This window comes from Hydrogenophaga atypica (assembly GCF_042665215.1).
Lineage (GTDB): Bacteria > Pseudomonadota > Gammaproteobacteria > Burkholderiales > Burkholderiaceae_C > Hydrogenophaga > Hydrogenophaga defluvii_A.
Map to the genome: position 1 here is coordinate 40,113 of NZ_JBHTCA010000003.1, position 13,601 is coordinate 53,713.

The 13,601-nt window shown below is 66.0% G+C and carries 17 protein-coding genes; 4 read left to right on the forward strand and 13 right to left on the reverse strand.

All coding sequences use genetic code 11. From position 1 onward, the window contains the following. Position 1 precedes the first annotated feature (1 nt). From ACFQPB_RS04745 to yjgA, 5 genes are read right to left on the reverse strand one after another with little or no spacing between them, the layout of a single operon-like run. Positions 2 to 478 carry an FKBP-type peptidyl-prolyl cis-trans isomerase gene (locus ACFQPB_RS04745; RefSeq protein WP_382220195.1) on the reverse strand — a complete coding sequence of 159 codons (477 nt, stop codon included), beginning with the start codon at positions 476 to 478 and terminating at the stop codon, positions 2 to 4. Positions 479 to 492: 14 nt separating this feature from the next. Then, a complete protein-coding gene (locus tag ACFQPB_RS04750) occupies positions 493 to 744 on the reverse strand; it encodes a DUF2442 domain-containing protein (protein WP_382220197.1) in 252 nt (83 codons plus the stop codon). After that, the gene (locus tag ACFQPB_RS04755) at positions 728 to 970 is read right to left on the reverse strand and encodes a DUF4160 domain-containing protein (RefSeq protein ID WP_382220199.1); all 243 of its coding nucleotides are present in this window, start codon (positions 968 to 970) and stop codon (positions 728 to 730) included. The genes ACFQPB_RS04750 and ACFQPB_RS04755 overlap by 17 nt, the downstream gene beginning before the upstream one ends. A 12-nt stretch (positions 971 to 982) precedes the next feature. After that, complete coding sequence (gene mog / locus ACFQPB_RS04760) at positions 983 to 1,591, reverse strand: molybdopterin adenylyltransferase (RefSeq protein ID WP_382220201.1); 609 nt, start codon at positions 1,589 to 1,591, stop codon at positions 983 to 985. Next, on the reverse strand, positions 1,584 to 2,237 hold the full coding sequence (gene yjgA, locus ACFQPB_RS04765; RefSeq protein WP_382220202.1) for a ribosome biogenesis factor YjgA: 654 nt from the start codon (positions 2,235 to 2,237) through the stop codon (positions 1,584 to 1,586). The genes mog and yjgA overlap by 8 nt, the downstream gene beginning before the upstream one ends. A gap of 56 nt (positions 2,238 to 2,293) precedes the next feature. Here yjgA and pmbA point away from each other — a divergent pair, with 56 nt between their 5' ends. Further along, positions 2,294 to 3,736: a metalloprotease PmbA gene (gene pmbA, locus ACFQPB_RS04770; protein WP_382220204.1), complete on the forward strand. Its 1,443-nt coding sequence runs from the start codon at positions 2,294 to 2,296 to the stop codon at positions 3,734 to 3,736. Positions 3,737 to 3,781: 45 nt separating this feature from the next. Further along, positions 3,782 to 4,087, forward strand: coding sequence for an NIPSNAP family protein (locus tag ACFQPB_RS04775; protein ID WP_382220206.1), 306 nt, complete (start codon positions 3,782 to 3,784; stop codon positions 4,085 to 4,087). A gap of 128 nt (positions 4,088 to 4,215) precedes the next feature. Here ACFQPB_RS04775 and ACFQPB_RS04780 read toward each other — a convergent pair whose 3' ends face one another. From ACFQPB_RS04780 to ACFQPB_RS04810, 7 genes are all read right to left on the reverse strand, one after another. Continuing rightward, complete coding sequence (locus tag ACFQPB_RS04780) at positions 4,216 to 4,800, reverse strand: chromate transporter (protein ID WP_382220207.1); 585 nt, start codon at positions 4,798 to 4,800, stop codon at positions 4,216 to 4,218. Then, on the reverse strand, positions 4,797 to 5,375 hold the full coding sequence (locus ACFQPB_RS04785; protein WP_382220209.1) for a chromate transporter: 579 nt from the start codon (positions 5,373 to 5,375) through the stop codon (positions 4,797 to 4,799). Before ACFQPB_RS04785 ends, ACFQPB_RS04780 begins: the two co-directional genes overlap by 4 nt. Continuing rightward, the gene (locus tag ACFQPB_RS04790) at positions 5,372 to 6,178 is read right to left on the reverse strand and encodes a substrate-binding domain-containing protein (protein ID WP_382220211.1); all 807 of its coding nucleotides are present in this window, start codon (positions 6,176 to 6,178) and stop codon (positions 5,372 to 5,374) included. The genes ACFQPB_RS04785 and ACFQPB_RS04790 overlap by 4 nt, the downstream gene beginning before the upstream one ends. Positions 6,179 to 6,205: 27 nt before the next feature. Then, positions 6,206 to 7,183: a Bug family tripartite tricarboxylate transporter substrate binding protein gene (locus ACFQPB_RS04795; RefSeq protein ID WP_382220212.1), complete on the reverse strand. Its 978-nt coding sequence runs from the start codon at positions 7,181 to 7,183 to the stop codon at positions 6,206 to 6,208. A 169-nt stretch (positions 7,184 to 7,352) separates the two neighbouring features. Further along, complete coding sequence (tcuB, locus tag ACFQPB_RS04800; protein WP_382220214.1) at positions 7,353 to 8,522, reverse strand: tricarballylate utilization 4Fe-4S protein TcuB; 1,170 nt, start codon at positions 8,520 to 8,522, stop codon at positions 7,353 to 7,355. Beyond that, positions 8,509 to 9,924 carry an FAD-dependent tricarballylate dehydrogenase TcuA gene (gene tcuA / locus ACFQPB_RS04805; protein WP_382220216.1) on the reverse strand — a complete coding sequence of 472 codons (1,416 nt, stop codon included), beginning with the start codon at positions 9,922 to 9,924 and terminating at the stop codon, positions 8,509 to 8,511. Before tcuA ends, tcuB begins: the two co-directional genes overlap by 14 nt. A 100-nt stretch (positions 9,925 to 10,024) precedes the next feature. Then, positions 10,025 to 10,918: a LysR family transcriptional regulator gene (locus tag ACFQPB_RS04810; RefSeq protein ID WP_382220218.1), complete on the reverse strand. Its 894-nt coding sequence runs from the start codon at positions 10,916 to 10,918 to the stop codon at positions 10,025 to 10,027. A gap of 56 nt (positions 10,919 to 10,974) precedes the next feature. Between ACFQPB_RS04810 and ACFQPB_RS04815 the strand changes: the two genes are divergently transcribed. Next, positions 10,975 to 11,868: a DMT family transporter gene (locus ACFQPB_RS04815; protein ID WP_382220220.1), complete on the forward strand. Its 894-nt coding sequence runs from the start codon at positions 10,975 to 10,977 to the stop codon at positions 11,866 to 11,868. Between the two features lie 376 nt (positions 11,869 to 12,244). Continuing rightward, complete coding sequence (locus ACFQPB_RS04820; RefSeq protein ID WP_382220222.1) at positions 12,245 to 13,162, forward strand: hypothetical protein; 918 nt, start codon at positions 12,245 to 12,247, stop codon at positions 13,160 to 13,162. Here the strand turns inward: ACFQPB_RS04820 and ACFQPB_RS04825 are convergent. Further along, a complete protein-coding gene (locus tag ACFQPB_RS04825) occupies positions 13,128 to 13,589 on the reverse strand; it encodes a GatB/YqeY domain-containing protein (RefSeq protein ID WP_382220224.1) in 462 nt (153 codons plus the stop codon). The two genes, ACFQPB_RS04820 and ACFQPB_RS04825, sit on opposite strands and share 35 nt — an antisense overlap. Positions 13,590 to 13,601: the final 12 nt, after the last annotated feature.

The following is a 13,601-nucleotide window of genomic DNA, read 5'->3' on the forward strand; positions in this document are numbered from 1 at the left end:
CTCAGTGGTGGTGGCCATGGGCGCCGTGTGCGTGGCCATGGGCCACTTCTTCGGCCGAGGCTTCGCGCACCGACATCACCTTGAGTGAGAACTTGAGCGTCTGCCCGGCATAGGCGTGGTTGCCGTCCAGGTGCACGGTGTCGCCCTTGATTTTCTTGACGATGAACCACTGCTCGTGGCCGCTGGCGTCATAGCCTTTGATCTCGCCACCCACCTTCACACCGGGCGGAAAGTCCTTCTTGGGCATGGTGGTCACCAGACTCTCATCACGCGGGCCGAAGGCGTCTTCGGGGGGCAGCGTCAGCGTGGTCTGAAAGCCGGCTTCCTTGCCCTCCAGCTCGGCTTCCACGCGGGGCAGCGTGTTGCCGTAACCGCCGTGCAGGTAGGCACGGGGTTCTTTGCCGTCTTCGAGCAACTTGCCTTGGGCGTCGGTGACCTTGAAGGTCATGGTGACCACGGTGTTTTTGGTGATGTGCATAGGTGTTTGGGTGTTCACGCGTGAGCGGCATGGCCGCTGCGGGTCAGATCGGCTCGGCCGGCCAGCAGGCCCTGAATAGAAATGTCTTCGTCCAATGCGTCCCAGTGAAGCCCGTTGGGGCTCAAGGCCACCTCGGCACGTTGCTCGGGCGATGCCTGCAGCAGCCGCGGGAACCAGGCCAAAGGCGCGGCGATGGTGCGCCCGTCGTTGAGCAGCACCCAAAGGGTGTCTTCATCGATGCGCACCGATTTAGGCGAAGTGTTCATGCCATGCCCTTTCAATCAAGTCGGCATTGTCGATCACCACGCCGTGCAGTTCGCGCAGGGTCTTGGCGTCGAAACCCACACTGTCAGCCAGCAGCACGGTGGGCGACAGCCAGAATTTTGCCTCACCTTCGGCGCTGCGCACATGGATGTGCAGGGCTTCGCGGGGGTGCCCTTCGTTGGAGTAGAAGAAAAAACGAAAACCCTTGTGACGCAGAACGACGGGCATGGCAGGCTTGTCTCAGCGTGCCACACGAACCGCCGATTTGGGCCGGAAGGCCTTGCAGATGTCGTCGTGGGTTTCGAGGTAAGGGCCGCCGATGAGGTCGATGCAATAAGGCACGGCGGCAAAAACGCCGTTGACCTTCTGCGTGCCGTCGGCGTTCTTCAAACCCTCCAGCGTCTCGGCAATCGCTTTGGGCTGGCCGGGCAGGTTGATGATCAGACTTTTGTCGCGGATCACGGCGACCTGGCGCGAGAGGATGGCGGTGGGCACAAAGGCCAGGCTGATCTGGCGCATCTGTTCGCCAAAACCCGGCATCTCTTTGTGCGCCACGGCCAGCGTGGCCTCGGGCGTCACGTCGCGCAGCGCGGGGCCGGTGCCGCCGGTGGTCAACACCAGGGCACAACCGGCGTTCACCAGGTCGATCAGCGTCTGGCTGATGGTGGCCTGCTCGTCGGGGATGAGGCGTGGCTCGAAGGTGAGCGGGTTCTTGAGCGCACGCGCCAGCCAGTCCTGCAGCGCGGGCAAACCTTTGTCTTCGTAGACGCCGCTGCTGGCGCGGTCGCTGATGGAGACGATGCCGATGCGCACGGCATCGAAGGTGGCAGTTGGTGGGGTGTCACTCATGGTCGGTATCGGTTTCGTCGGCGCTGTCGTCTTCGCTGTCGTTGCCCCGCAAGGTCGCACGCACCAGCCGGAAGATTTCGCGGTAGGACTTGCCGTGGCGCACCGCCTCACCTGGGCGTTCTTTCACGCCCTGGGCGTCCTTGCGGGCCTGGCGGATGAGGGTGCGCAGGCGCTGCACATCGGTGTCGGGGAAGGCGGCGAGCCAGTCGGTCAGCGCGTCTTCTTCGGCGATCAGGCGGTCGCGCCACTGTTCTGCCTGGTGCAGCGCCAGAGACTCCTCGGCCGAGCCTTTGTGCTGTTCGTCCAGCGCAGCCTGGGCAGCGGCCACGGTGTCCTCGTCGAGCTGGCGCATGAGCTTGCCGATGAACTGCATGTGGCGGCGCCGGCCTTCAAAGTTGGTGATGCGTTTGGCTTCGGCCAGGGCATCGAGCAGCTTGTCGGACAGGCCCAGCTTGGCGAGCAGGTCGGCGCGCAGCGTCACCAGGGCTTCGCCCAGCGCCTGGCGGCGGTCGCTTTCTTTTTTGAGATCGGTGCGACTCAGTTCAACCGAGCCCTTGAGTTCGCGCTTGAGCTCCAGGTCGAGCTCGCTGCCTTCGGCCACGAAGTGGCCTCGGACGTAATAACCTTTGGTGGGTTTTCGGGACATGGTCTTTGGGGAATCCTCGCGGCCCGGCGGACAGCGGCAAGTATCATAGCCGCGCCATGAAGAAAACCCCCACCCGTGCCGTTTCGCCCACCGCTGCCCCGTCCCGGTCCATCGATCCCCAACAACCCGGCCCGGGTTTCCAGTACGCCCGGGCGCAGTTCGAAGCGCTGGCCGATGTGGCCTTGAGCCATGCCAAACACCTGGGTGCGGCCGACGCCGGGGTGGAGGTGTCCGAGGGGGCGGGTCTGAGCGTGTCGGTGCGCAAGGGCGAGCTGGAGAACGTGGAGCGCAACCGCGACAAATCGCTGGGCGTGACCGTCTACCTGGGCCAGCGGCGCGGCAACGCGTCCACCTCCGACTTCTCGCCCGACGCCGTGCGCCAGACGGTGCAGGCGGCCTATGACATCGCCCGTTTCACCGCCGAAGACCCGGTGGCCGGCCTGCCCGACCCCGAGGACGTGGCCGACGAATACCCCGACCTCGACCTGTTCCACCCCTGGGCCATCGACTCGGCCGAGGCCGCGCGCATCGCGCTGGCCTGCGAGGCGGCGGCCTTTGCCACCAGCAAGAAAATCACCAACAGCGAGGGCGCGGGCGTGTCGGCCCAGCAGTCGCATTTTTTTGCTGAACACATGCGCGGCGGTGAACGCCGCATGACCGGCATCTTCAGCGGTGGCTACGCGAGTTCGCGCCACAGCCTCTCCGTGGCCCCCATCGCCGGCAAAGGCAAACACATGCAGCGCGACGCCTGGTACAGCTCCATGCGTGCGCCCGAGCAGTTGGCGAGCCCCGAGGCGGTGGGACGCTACGCCGCCGAGCGCGCGCTGGCGCGCCTGCACGGTCGCAAGATCGCCACCACCGAATGCCCGGTGCTATTCGAAGCCCCGCTGGCCGCCGGCCTGCTGGGCGCCTACGTGCAGGCCACCAGCGGCGGTGCGCTGTACCGCAAGACCACCTTCCTGAACGAAAGCCTGGGCAAGCAGGTGCTGAGCAAACACATCGACATCGTGGAAGACCCCTTCCAGATGCGCGGCAAAGGCAGCGCGCCGTTTGACGACGAAGGTGTGCGCACCGCCAAGCGCAAGGTGCTCAGCGCCGGCAAGGTGTTGGGCTACTTCCTCAGCACCTACTCGGCCCGCAAGCTGGGCATGCGCACCACCGGCAACGCCGGTGGCTCGCACAACCTGGTGATGACCAGCCGCCTGACCCAGCCGGGCGACACCCTCGACGAGATGCTGCGCAAACTGGGCACCGGCCTGTTCGTCACCGAGCTCATGGGCCAGGGCGTGAACTACGTCACCGGCGATTACTCGCGCGGCGCGGCCGGCTACTGGGTTGAAAACGGTGTCATTGCTTACCCGGTGGAAGAGATCACCATCGCCGGCAACATGCGCGACATGTTCAAGCAAATCGAGGCCATCGGCGCCGACGCCTACGCCTATGGTGCCAAAACCGTGGGCTCGATCCTCATCGGCAAGGTGAAGGTGGCTGGGAACTGACCAGGTTCTAGCCTGTCAGGCGCAAAAACAAGGGAGCAGATTCAAATGATCACGTGTTACTTGAAGTACATCATCGACCCCTTCAAGCTCAAAGAGTTTGAGCATTACGGGCGTTTGTGGATTCCGCTGGTGGAAAAACTGGGTGGTCAACACCACGGGTACTTCCTTCCTTCGGAGGGCGCAAACGACGTGGCGTTGGCCTTGTTCAGTTTTCCGTCGCTTGCCGAATATGAGTTGTACAGGCAGCGGTCATTTCAGGACGCTGATTGCCTGGCCGCGTTTAAGTACGCAGAAGAAACGCGGTGCGTGATCAGCTACGAACGCAGCTTTTTCCGACCGGTATTTGATTGAGTGGGTGCGGCCGACGCTCGGGCGCTCGCCTGCGGTCGGTTTCCCCGAATATCGCTTCCTTTGTTCGTGAGCAAGAAGGCTGCTGGCCCCTTCATCCAGAGCGGTCGCGTCGTTGCCACAGCGTATTTTTAGACCCAACCCAGGGCGCCCAGCGTGGCGCCCACGGCCAGCATCCACAGCAGGTGCAGGCGGGTGCGCCAGATGAGCAAGGCGCTGCCCAGGGTCAGCAGCCACAGGCCCGCGTCCAGCCGGGGGGTGCCGCTGGCGCGGCCCAGCAACCAACTGGTGGCCAGCAACACGCCCACCACAATGGGCGCCATGCCTTGGCGAAAGGATTGCACGCCCAGGTGCTCGCGGTGCCGCTGGCACCAGCGCGTGGCCCAAACCGTCAACAGCGAACTGGGGGCCAGCACGCCCAGGGTGCAAATCAGTGCGCCCGCAGTGGAGAGCAGGGCGGTGAGCACCGCACCGGCCTGCGGGCCGGCCGCGTTGTGGCCCACGTTCCAGCCCACGAGGGCGATGAACAACACATTGGGGCCCGGCGCGGCCTGCGCCAGCGTGACCGACTGGGTGAACTGCAAATCGGTCAGCCAGCGCTGGTCGGTGGCCAGAAAACGGTGCAGATCGGGCACCAGGGTGATGGCGCCTCCCACCGCCAGCAACGAGATCGACAGGTGGTAGAGCAGCAGATGCGCCCAGTCGGCCAGGTTCATGGTGCCCGCTTCCGGTGCAATGCATTGGCGGTGAGCAGGCAAGCCAGACCGCCGACACCCAACACGATGAGGTGCAGCCCCAGGTGCAGCACCACCACCCCGAGGAAAGAGAGCGCGGCCAGCAGCAGCACCAGCACAAAACCCAGCACGTGCCCGCGCAAGCTGGTCAGCAGCTTGAGGCCGGCACCGGCCATCAAGCCCGCCGCCACCGCGCCCATGCCACGCAGCGCGCCGGCCACCTGCGGCTGATCGGCCCCTTGCGTGAGCAAGGTGCCCAGGGCCAGCAACAGCAGCATGGGCACGGCCAACAACCCGACCAGGGCGGTGGCTGCGCCACGCCAGCCCGCGTGGCGGTCACCGAACATCAGGGCCAGGTTGCACACGTTGGGGCCGGGCATCACCTGCGCCACGGCCCAGTCCTCCAGAAATTCGGCTTCGGTGAGCCAGCGGCGTTTGTCGACCAGCTCGCGGTGCACCACCGCCAAGACCCCGCCAAAACCTTGCAGCGACAGCCAGGAGAAGGCCCAGAACAGCTCGCCCAGACTGCGCGGGGCCGGGCGGGCGGTGGGGCTCACTTTGCGGCGCCCGCCGTGCCTTGGGCCACCGGGTCCAGTCCCGTGGCGCGCACGGTTTCGGCCACGGCGGGCGAGGTCAGGAAGCGCAGCAGTTGGCGCGCCAGTTCGGGTTGTTGTGCGCCTTGCACCAAGCCGGCCGAGAAGAAGATGGTTTGTTGCACCTCGTCGGGCAGCGTGCCAATGAAATCCAGCTCCTTGAAATAGATGAGCTCACTCACCTGCTGGAAGCCCAGCTCCGCGTCGCCCCGCGCCACCACCGCGCCCACCCGTTCGCTGAGGATTTTTTTGCCGGTCTGGGCCAGGCGTTCCTGCACGCCCAGCTTGGCGAACAGTTCGGTGGACAGGTAGGTGCCACTCGCACTGGCCGAATAGGCCACCGACGAGGCGTTCAGCAGCGTTTGCTTCAGGGCGGCCACGGTGCTGATGTCGGGCTTGGGCGTGCCTTTGCGCACGGCCGCGCCGATCTGCGAGCGCACGATGTCCACGCGCGAGCCGGGCACCAACTTGCCGTCCTTCATCAGCGCCTCCAGCCCACCTTCGGACAGGATGACCATGTCGAACGACTCACCGCGCGCGAAGCGACTGGGAATCGAGTCGGGGGCGTTGCCGATGGACGCACCGTACGAGCTGATGACCCGGTGACCGGTGGCGGCCTCGAACAGCGGCACCAGCTTTTTGTAGGCCTCGGTGAAGGCGCCTGAGGTGACGACGCGGATGTCGGCAGCCAGTGCGGCCTGGGCAGTCAGCAAGGCCAGCAGCAGCCCGCCAATCACGCGGCGGGTGAGGGTGGATGTGAAACGCATGGTGTGTCTCCTCTTTGGGGTGTGGCGTTACTGCACCGAAATCTTGCGGTCGCGGATCACGCGGCCCCAGGTGACGGATTCGCGCTCGATTTCCTTGGCCAGCTCGTCGCGGGTGCCGGGCTGGGGCGGCATGCCGTGGGCGTTGAGCTCGTTGATCACCTCGGGGTTCTTCAACACCTTGACCAGCTCGGTGTTCCATCGGTCGAGCATGGCCGTGGGCACCTTGGACGAGGCCACGAAGGCGTACCAGTTGGTGGCGCTGTAGCCCGGGAAACCGGACTCGGCGATGGTGGGCACCTGCGGCAGCTGAGGCAGGCGCTTGGACCCCGTGCTGGCCAGCGGAACCAGCTTGCCGCTCTGGATGTGCGGTTGTGCGGTGTTCAGCGTCGAGAAGTACGCGGCCACACGACCACCCAGCAGGTCTTGCAGGGCCGGGGCACCGCCTTTGTAGGGCACGTGCAGGGTGTCGATCTTGGCCATGTCATCCAGCAACTCGCCGGCCAGGTGCGAGGCCGAGCCGTTGCCGGTGGAGGCATAGTCCAACTTGCCAGGGTTGGCCTTGGCAAACGCGACGTACTCGGCAATGGTCTTGATCTTGGTGCCCGAATGCACCACCAGCACGTTGGGGAAGTTCACGCCCATGGTGATGGGCGCCAGGTCCTTCACCGGGTCGTAGGGCAGCTTCATCAGGTGCTGTGCGATGGACAGCGGGCCCACCGAGCCGAACAGCAACACGCTGCCGTCGGCATTGCCCTGGGCCACGTACTGGTGCGCGATGTTGCCGCCCGCGCCCGGCTTGTTGTCGATGACCACCGGCACGCCGATGTTGTCGCCCAGCTTCTTGGCGATGATGCGCGCCGCCGCGTCGGCCGCGCCGCCGGCCGCGAAGCCGACCACGATGGTCACCGGCTTCTTGGGCGGAAAGTCCTGGGCCTGGGCCCAGGGTGAGGCGAGTGCCAGCAGTGCCGCGCAGGCGGCCGTGGTGAGGATGTGGCGTTTGTTCATGTCATGTCTCCGTGGTGGGGTGGGGAAGGGTTCCGGCGTGTTGCTCGCATCGGCTGACGCACCCGATTCCGGGGGACACCGCCGGGCCGGCTTTGCCGGACGGCTGGTGTCGCCCCCTTGAGGGGGGATGCGGCCACGCGAAGCGGGCAAGCGACGGGGGTGGGGTAGATCAGTCGGCGCCCAGGCCGATGGGGTTGGGCTGGCGTTTTTCCACCGCATGTCGCAGCAACGCTGCGGTGCGGAACACGCCGTGGGCAAACTTGCCGTAGGGCAGGGTGGCGAACAGGGCCATCACCGCGCCCAGGTGCAGGCACAGCAGCAGCGGCAGGGCGGCGCTGCCACGGCCCAGCCACAGCGCCAGGCCGCTGGCGCTGGTGAGGAACAACAGGGCGATGAAACCGAGGTCCATGGGCTTTTGTTTCGCGTCGCCGTGTTGCGGGTGGCGGCTGCGGTTCAGGTGCCACAGGCCAGCCGTGCCCACCATCAGGCTGAGGCCGCCGACAGCGCCGAGCAGCTTGGGCAAAGAGGGCAGCTCGTATGGCGCGACCCAGCCGAACACGTAGTGGTAAACAGTGGCCACGCTGGTGGCGGCAAAACACAGCAGGAAGCCGTAGAAGGTGAGGTGGTGAAAGCGCCGGCGCGACAGGGTGTAGGCGTCGTCGTCGTTGTGGCAGCCGTCGCCGTGGCCACCGTCGAGGTATTTCAGGCGCAGCACGTCGTGGGTGGCTTCGGCCGAGGCCGGCAGGCTCAGGGGCGCACCGCTGGTGGCGGGCGACACGTCGCGCCAGAAGCGGCGCACGCCCATGCCCAGCGCGAACACCACGAACAGGAACACCGGTGCGAACAGGCCCACCAGCAGGTTGTGCGGAAAGATGGCGTAGAAGCCGCCCGCACCCACCGCGCCCCACAGGCGCCCCTGGGTGGCCACCGCCAGCACCAGGAACAGGGCCAGCGCGGCGGCCAGGGCCACCGACAGCGTGAGACCGTTGCGTTGGTACAGCTTGCCCAGCGCCGGTGGCCAGGCGTAGTCGGCGTAGGTTTGGCCTCGCACCTGGGCCATGGCCTGCGGCACGTTGATGGCAAATTCGTGTGGCGGCGCGTACTGGCAGGCGTGCAGGCAGGCACCGCAGTTGTGGCACAGGTTGGCCAGGAAGTGCACGTCGGCCTTGCCGAATTCGAGCCGGCGCGTCATGGCCGGGAACACGGCGCAAAAGCCTTCGCAATAGCGGCAGGCGTTGCAGATCGTCATCTGGCGCGCGACCTCGGCTTCGGGCGCGGTCACGACCTCGCCGTTGGCCAGGGCGCGCGCGTCGCGGGTGAGGGCTTCAAGCGCTTGCATGTGGGCGTGCTCCAGTGTTGAGGGCGGCATGTGCTGCATTGCTGCCGGCGATGCGGCCAAAGGCGGTGCCGATCGACATGCCCACGCCCGCGGTGTAGCCCTGGCCCAGCACGTTGCCGGCCATCATTTCGCCGGCCACGAACAGGTTGTTGCTGGGTTGGCCGGCAAAGCGCACGGCGGCGGTGTCGTCGGTGTGCAGGCCCAGGTAGGTGAAGGTCACGCCCGGGCGCACGGCGTAGGCGTAGAACGGCGCGGTGTCGATGGGGCGGGCCCAGTGGGTTTTGGGTGGGGTCAGGCCGTCGGTGTGGCAGTTGTCGAGCTGGGTGTGGTCGAACTGACCCTCGACACAGGCGGCGTTATAGCTGTTCAGCGTGGCCACGAAGGCCTCCACGTCCAGGCCCAGTTGCTGCGCCAATTCAGGCAAGGTGTTGGCCTTCACGCCCGGGAACACCGGGGGCATGAAGCGGCCGATGGCCTTGGCATCGATGATGGAGTAGGCGATCTGCCCGGGCTGCTGCGCCACCAGGCGGCCCCAGATGGCGTAACGCTTGGGCCAGAAGTCCTCGCCCTCGTCGTAGAAGCGCCGGGCCTCGCGGTTGACCACCACGCCCAGCGACACGCAGTCGATGCGGGTGCAGATGCCACCGTCGTACAGCGGCGCGCGCGCATCGATGGCCACCATGTGGGCCTGCGTCGGGTCACCAATGCCGTCGGCCTGGTGGTCGTCCAAAAGGTGCTTGAGCAACACGCCCTGGTTGTAGGCCGTGCCACGGATCAGGAAGTTGTCGGCTGGCCATTCGCCGCGCGCGTTTTGGCCCCAGGCCTCGCGCAGCCACTCGCGGTTGGATTCGAAGCCGCCAGCCGCCAGCACGCAGGTCTTGGCGGTGATGCGTTCGCCTTTCACATGGGCGGCCACGAAGCGCCCATTCTCGATTTCCAGCCGGTCCACCGGCGATTCGTAGCGGATTTGCACACCCAGCCGTTCGGCGCTGCGGTAGTAGGCATTGACCAGCGCCTTGCCGCCACCCATGAAAAAGGCGTTGGTGCGGGCTACGTGCAGCGCACCCGACAGCGGCGGCTGGAAGTGCACGCCGTGGCGGCGCATCCAGTCGCGGCAGGTGGACGAGGCGCGGATGGTCAGGCGCGCCAGGTGTTCGTTGGTGCGCCCGCCGGTGACCTTGAGCAGGTCTTGCCAGTACTCTTCTTCCGGGTAGGCATCGACCAGCACGTCTTGCGGCGCGTCGTGCATGCAGCGCAGGTTGCGGGTGTGGGCCGAGTTACCGCCGCGCCAGGCGCGCGGTGCGGCTTCGAGCAGCAGCACCCGGGCGCCCGCTTCGGCGGCCATGAGGGCCGCGCAGAGGGCGGCGTTGCCGCCGCCAATGACCAGCACATCTGTGCCCATGAGAACTTGCCTCCAGTTGGAATGGAGCGAATTCTCTTAGTTGGTCATTGTTTTGATAAATGAAACCTGGGTTAAGACTATTGCGTTTGACGCATGAACGTCAAATCTTGAATGACATGCCACGCAGCAGCATATGGAAGGCCTCTGCCGCAGGCGACAACCCGCCACGCTGGCGTTGCAGCAACACCACCTTGCGTTTGACCGAGGGTTGCACGAGCGGAATTTTGAGGACGTTCGGGCGGTCGCCGGTCTTGAAAGTGGACGATGGCAGGATGGCGCTGCCCACCCCGGCCGCCACCAGGTTGACGGCGGTGGCGTGGTGCTGCACCTCATAGTTGCCGTGCAGGCGTATGCCGCGCTTGGCCAGTTGGTAGTCCATGAACACCCGCGTGGCCATGAAGCTGCTCACACCAATCAGCTCGGCATCGCGCATGTCGCGCCAGCTCACGGTCTTGTGGTGCTGCAAAGGGTGGGGTGTGTGGCAGAGGAAGACCAGTGGGTCGGCGAACAACACGGTTTCCAACAGGTCGGGGTGCTTGTCACCGGCCACCGCAATGCCCAGTTCGGCCTGGCCGTTGAGCACCGCTTCCCGCACCTCGTTGGAGGCGCCGTCGAGCAGCCGGATGCGGTTGTCGGGGTACTGGCTGGCGTAGCGGCGAATGACCTCGGGCAGCACGTGCGAGGTCATGGAAGGAATACAGGCCAGCGTGAAGTTGCCGCGCGCGTTCTGCGACATGTCCTTCAAACGTTCCACCGCCGCCGTCATCTCGAACACGATGTGCCGCGCCTTGGGCAGGAACTCTTTGCCCACGGCGGTGAGGTCCACCCGCCGTGTGGTGCGGTCCAGCAGCTTGAGGCCGAGGTAGGCCTCCAGTTTCTGGATGCGACGGGTGAGCGCGGTTTGGGTGATGTGCAGTTGTTCGGCGGCCTTGTTGAAACCGCCCAGCTCGGCCACCAGCACAAAGGCCTGCACGCCATCGAAATCGATTTTCATGGCCCATGGTATGACACGGCGACAATGTTGGGGTCGCCCTGCCGCTGATTGAACCCATGCCCGTCGAATCCCTGGCCTTGCTGGCCGCTGCCTGCTGGGCCACGGCCAGCCTGTTTTCCGCCACCGCGTCCGCCCACATGGGCGCCTTTGCCTTCACGCGCTGGCGCATGGTGTTTGCATCGCTCATTCTTTGGGCCATCGTTGCCTTCACCGGTGGCTGGCGCAGCCTGGCTTGGGACGGCGTGGGGCTGCTGGTGCTCTCCGGTCTCATCGGCATTTTTGTGGGCGACACCGCCTTGTTCGCCTGCATGAACCGCCTGGGCCCGCGCCGGTCGGGCATTCTGTTTGCCACGCATGCGCTGTTTTCGGCGGTGTTGGCCTGGGCCTTTCTGGGCGAGCGCATCCAGGGCTTCGCTCTGCTGGGCAGTGCTTTGCTGGTGGGCGGTGTCATGACGGCCATTGCCTTTGGCAAACGCGAGGACGAAGCCCACCGCTGGGAGGCCACGCGCGGGCGCCTTGCGGTGGGCGTGGCGCTGGGCCTCACGTCGGCACTCGGGCAGTCGGTGGGCACCCTCATCCTCAAGCCCTTGATGAGCACCGGCGTGGACCCCATGGCCGCCTCGGCCGTGCGCATGACAGCGGGTTTTGGCGCGCACGCGCTGCTGTGGCTCAGCGGCTGGCAGCTGGCGCGCAACCGCGCACCGCTCAACCGGCGCGATCTGGGCTTCGCCTTCGTCAGTGCGGCCGTGGCGCTGGCCTTGGGCATGACGCTCATCCTGCAGGCCCTGGCCCACGGCAGCGCGGGCGTGGTGGGCCTGTTGTCGTCGGTGTCCCCGGTGCTGTTGTTGCCCTTGTTGTGGTGGGTCTATGGGCGGCGGCCTGCCGCAGGTGCCTGGGGTGGGGCGGTGTTGGCCGTGGTGGGGTGTGGGCTGATTCTGGGGCGGTGGTGAAGGTGGATCGTGATGATGTTGTTACTCAAACTGCAAAATTGTGATCATTGAATATTTGCATTCACGGCAACTGCGACACTTTTTCTCGTAAAAAAATGCGAACAATGCTCGTTTCGTTGACCTCGACTGACTTTGCTTGATACTCTGTGCGCCCCGGCTGCACATGGCCGGGCGCTGTTTCAGGGAGAGCAACATGGCCGCAGAGCCGCACCGTCCGGGCCAGACCTTGCCCCTTGGACAAACCGTTTTTGAACCCGCCCCAGGGGGTGTGCACCAGCCATCTGGCTCGGTTTCGCCATCACTTGCCCATGCCTTGGCGAGCGGACCCGTGCGGCGGCTGGTCTGTCATTCGGTGGTGCCAGGCTGTGTCACATGTGTGGCTGAGGGCGTGGAGGTGATGGGGTCGGCGGCCCAAGCTTTGCGTCCCGATGCAACGGCCACCGCCCCCAGCGCCGACGAAGCCTGTCAGCAGGCGCTGCATCGGGCGATGGCGCGACATGCCGCCGGGTTCTGGGATGCCGAGGCGTTGACCAAGCACCCGCCTCAGCCACCGCACGGCACCGGCCCAGGGCCTTGGGTGCGCATGTGGGCGGGTGATGAACAGCGGCGTGACGTCTGGATGCCGGCGGCGCGGGTTTACGCGCCCTTCCGACTCGCCAACGGTCGCGTGGTGGGCGACCTGGATGGCTTGGCCTGTGCCGACGCGCTGGCGGCAGCCAGGTCGGCCGCGCAGCATCAGCAGATCAAACGGCGTGCGATGTTGCCGCTTTGGCAGGCATTGGCGCGCCAGCAGCGTGCCGCCTCAGCCCCGCAGCCGGCCGACGGTGTGCGCGATCTGATCGTGTGCCATTCACACGGTTTGTCCGTGGCCATCAGTTTTCAATGGTCGCGCAGCGGGCCGCTGTTTGGCGTCGCGGGCGTGGGCTGCGCGGCCAATGACGACAAGGCGCTGACTCTGGCGCGCAGCGACCGGATGCACACCGAGGCCTTGCTGCGTTTGCAGCAAGCGGGTGTGTGGGGCGGGCTGCCTGAGGCGTGTCCACCTGGTTTGGACGACCACGTCCACCGGCTGGCCTGGCGCCAGGACGAGGCTTTGGCCATGGCCACTTTGGTCGGACGCTGGCGGGCCCGCGCGCGGCCCACGGGCGGGGCGGTTCAGCGCTCGGCCTTGGCCTGGGCCGACCTTACTCCAGCCGCCTTGCGCGAGGCTGGCTTGTGGGTGGTGCGCGCCTTGTGGTTGGACGGCGAAGGCGGCGCGCTCAACCGGCCAACGCCGCTTTCACCGCTGCGCTGACCTGGCCCATGTCGGCTTTGCCGGCCAGCTTCTGTTTGACAGCGCCCATGACCTTGCCCATGTCGCCCGGGCCCACAACACGTCCCAGTTCTGCGCCCAGCTCCGTGACGATGGTCTTGACCTCGGCTGCCACCTCGTCAGCACTCAGGCGCGCTGGCAGGTAGGCTTGCAGCACCAGCAACTCCGCCTGCTCCTGGTCCACCAGGTCCTGGCGGGCGGCTTTCTGGAAGGCTTCGATGGAGTCTTTTCGCTGCTTGACCAGTTTGTCCACGATGGCGATGACGGCGGCGTCGTCCAGTGTGATGCGCTCGTCCACTTCCTTCTGCTTCATGGCCGCCTGCAACAGGCGGATGGTGCCCAGGCGCGCCGAATCCTTGGCGCGCATGGCGGTTTTCATGTCTTCGGTGATCTGGTCCTTGAGTGCCATGGTGTGTCTCGC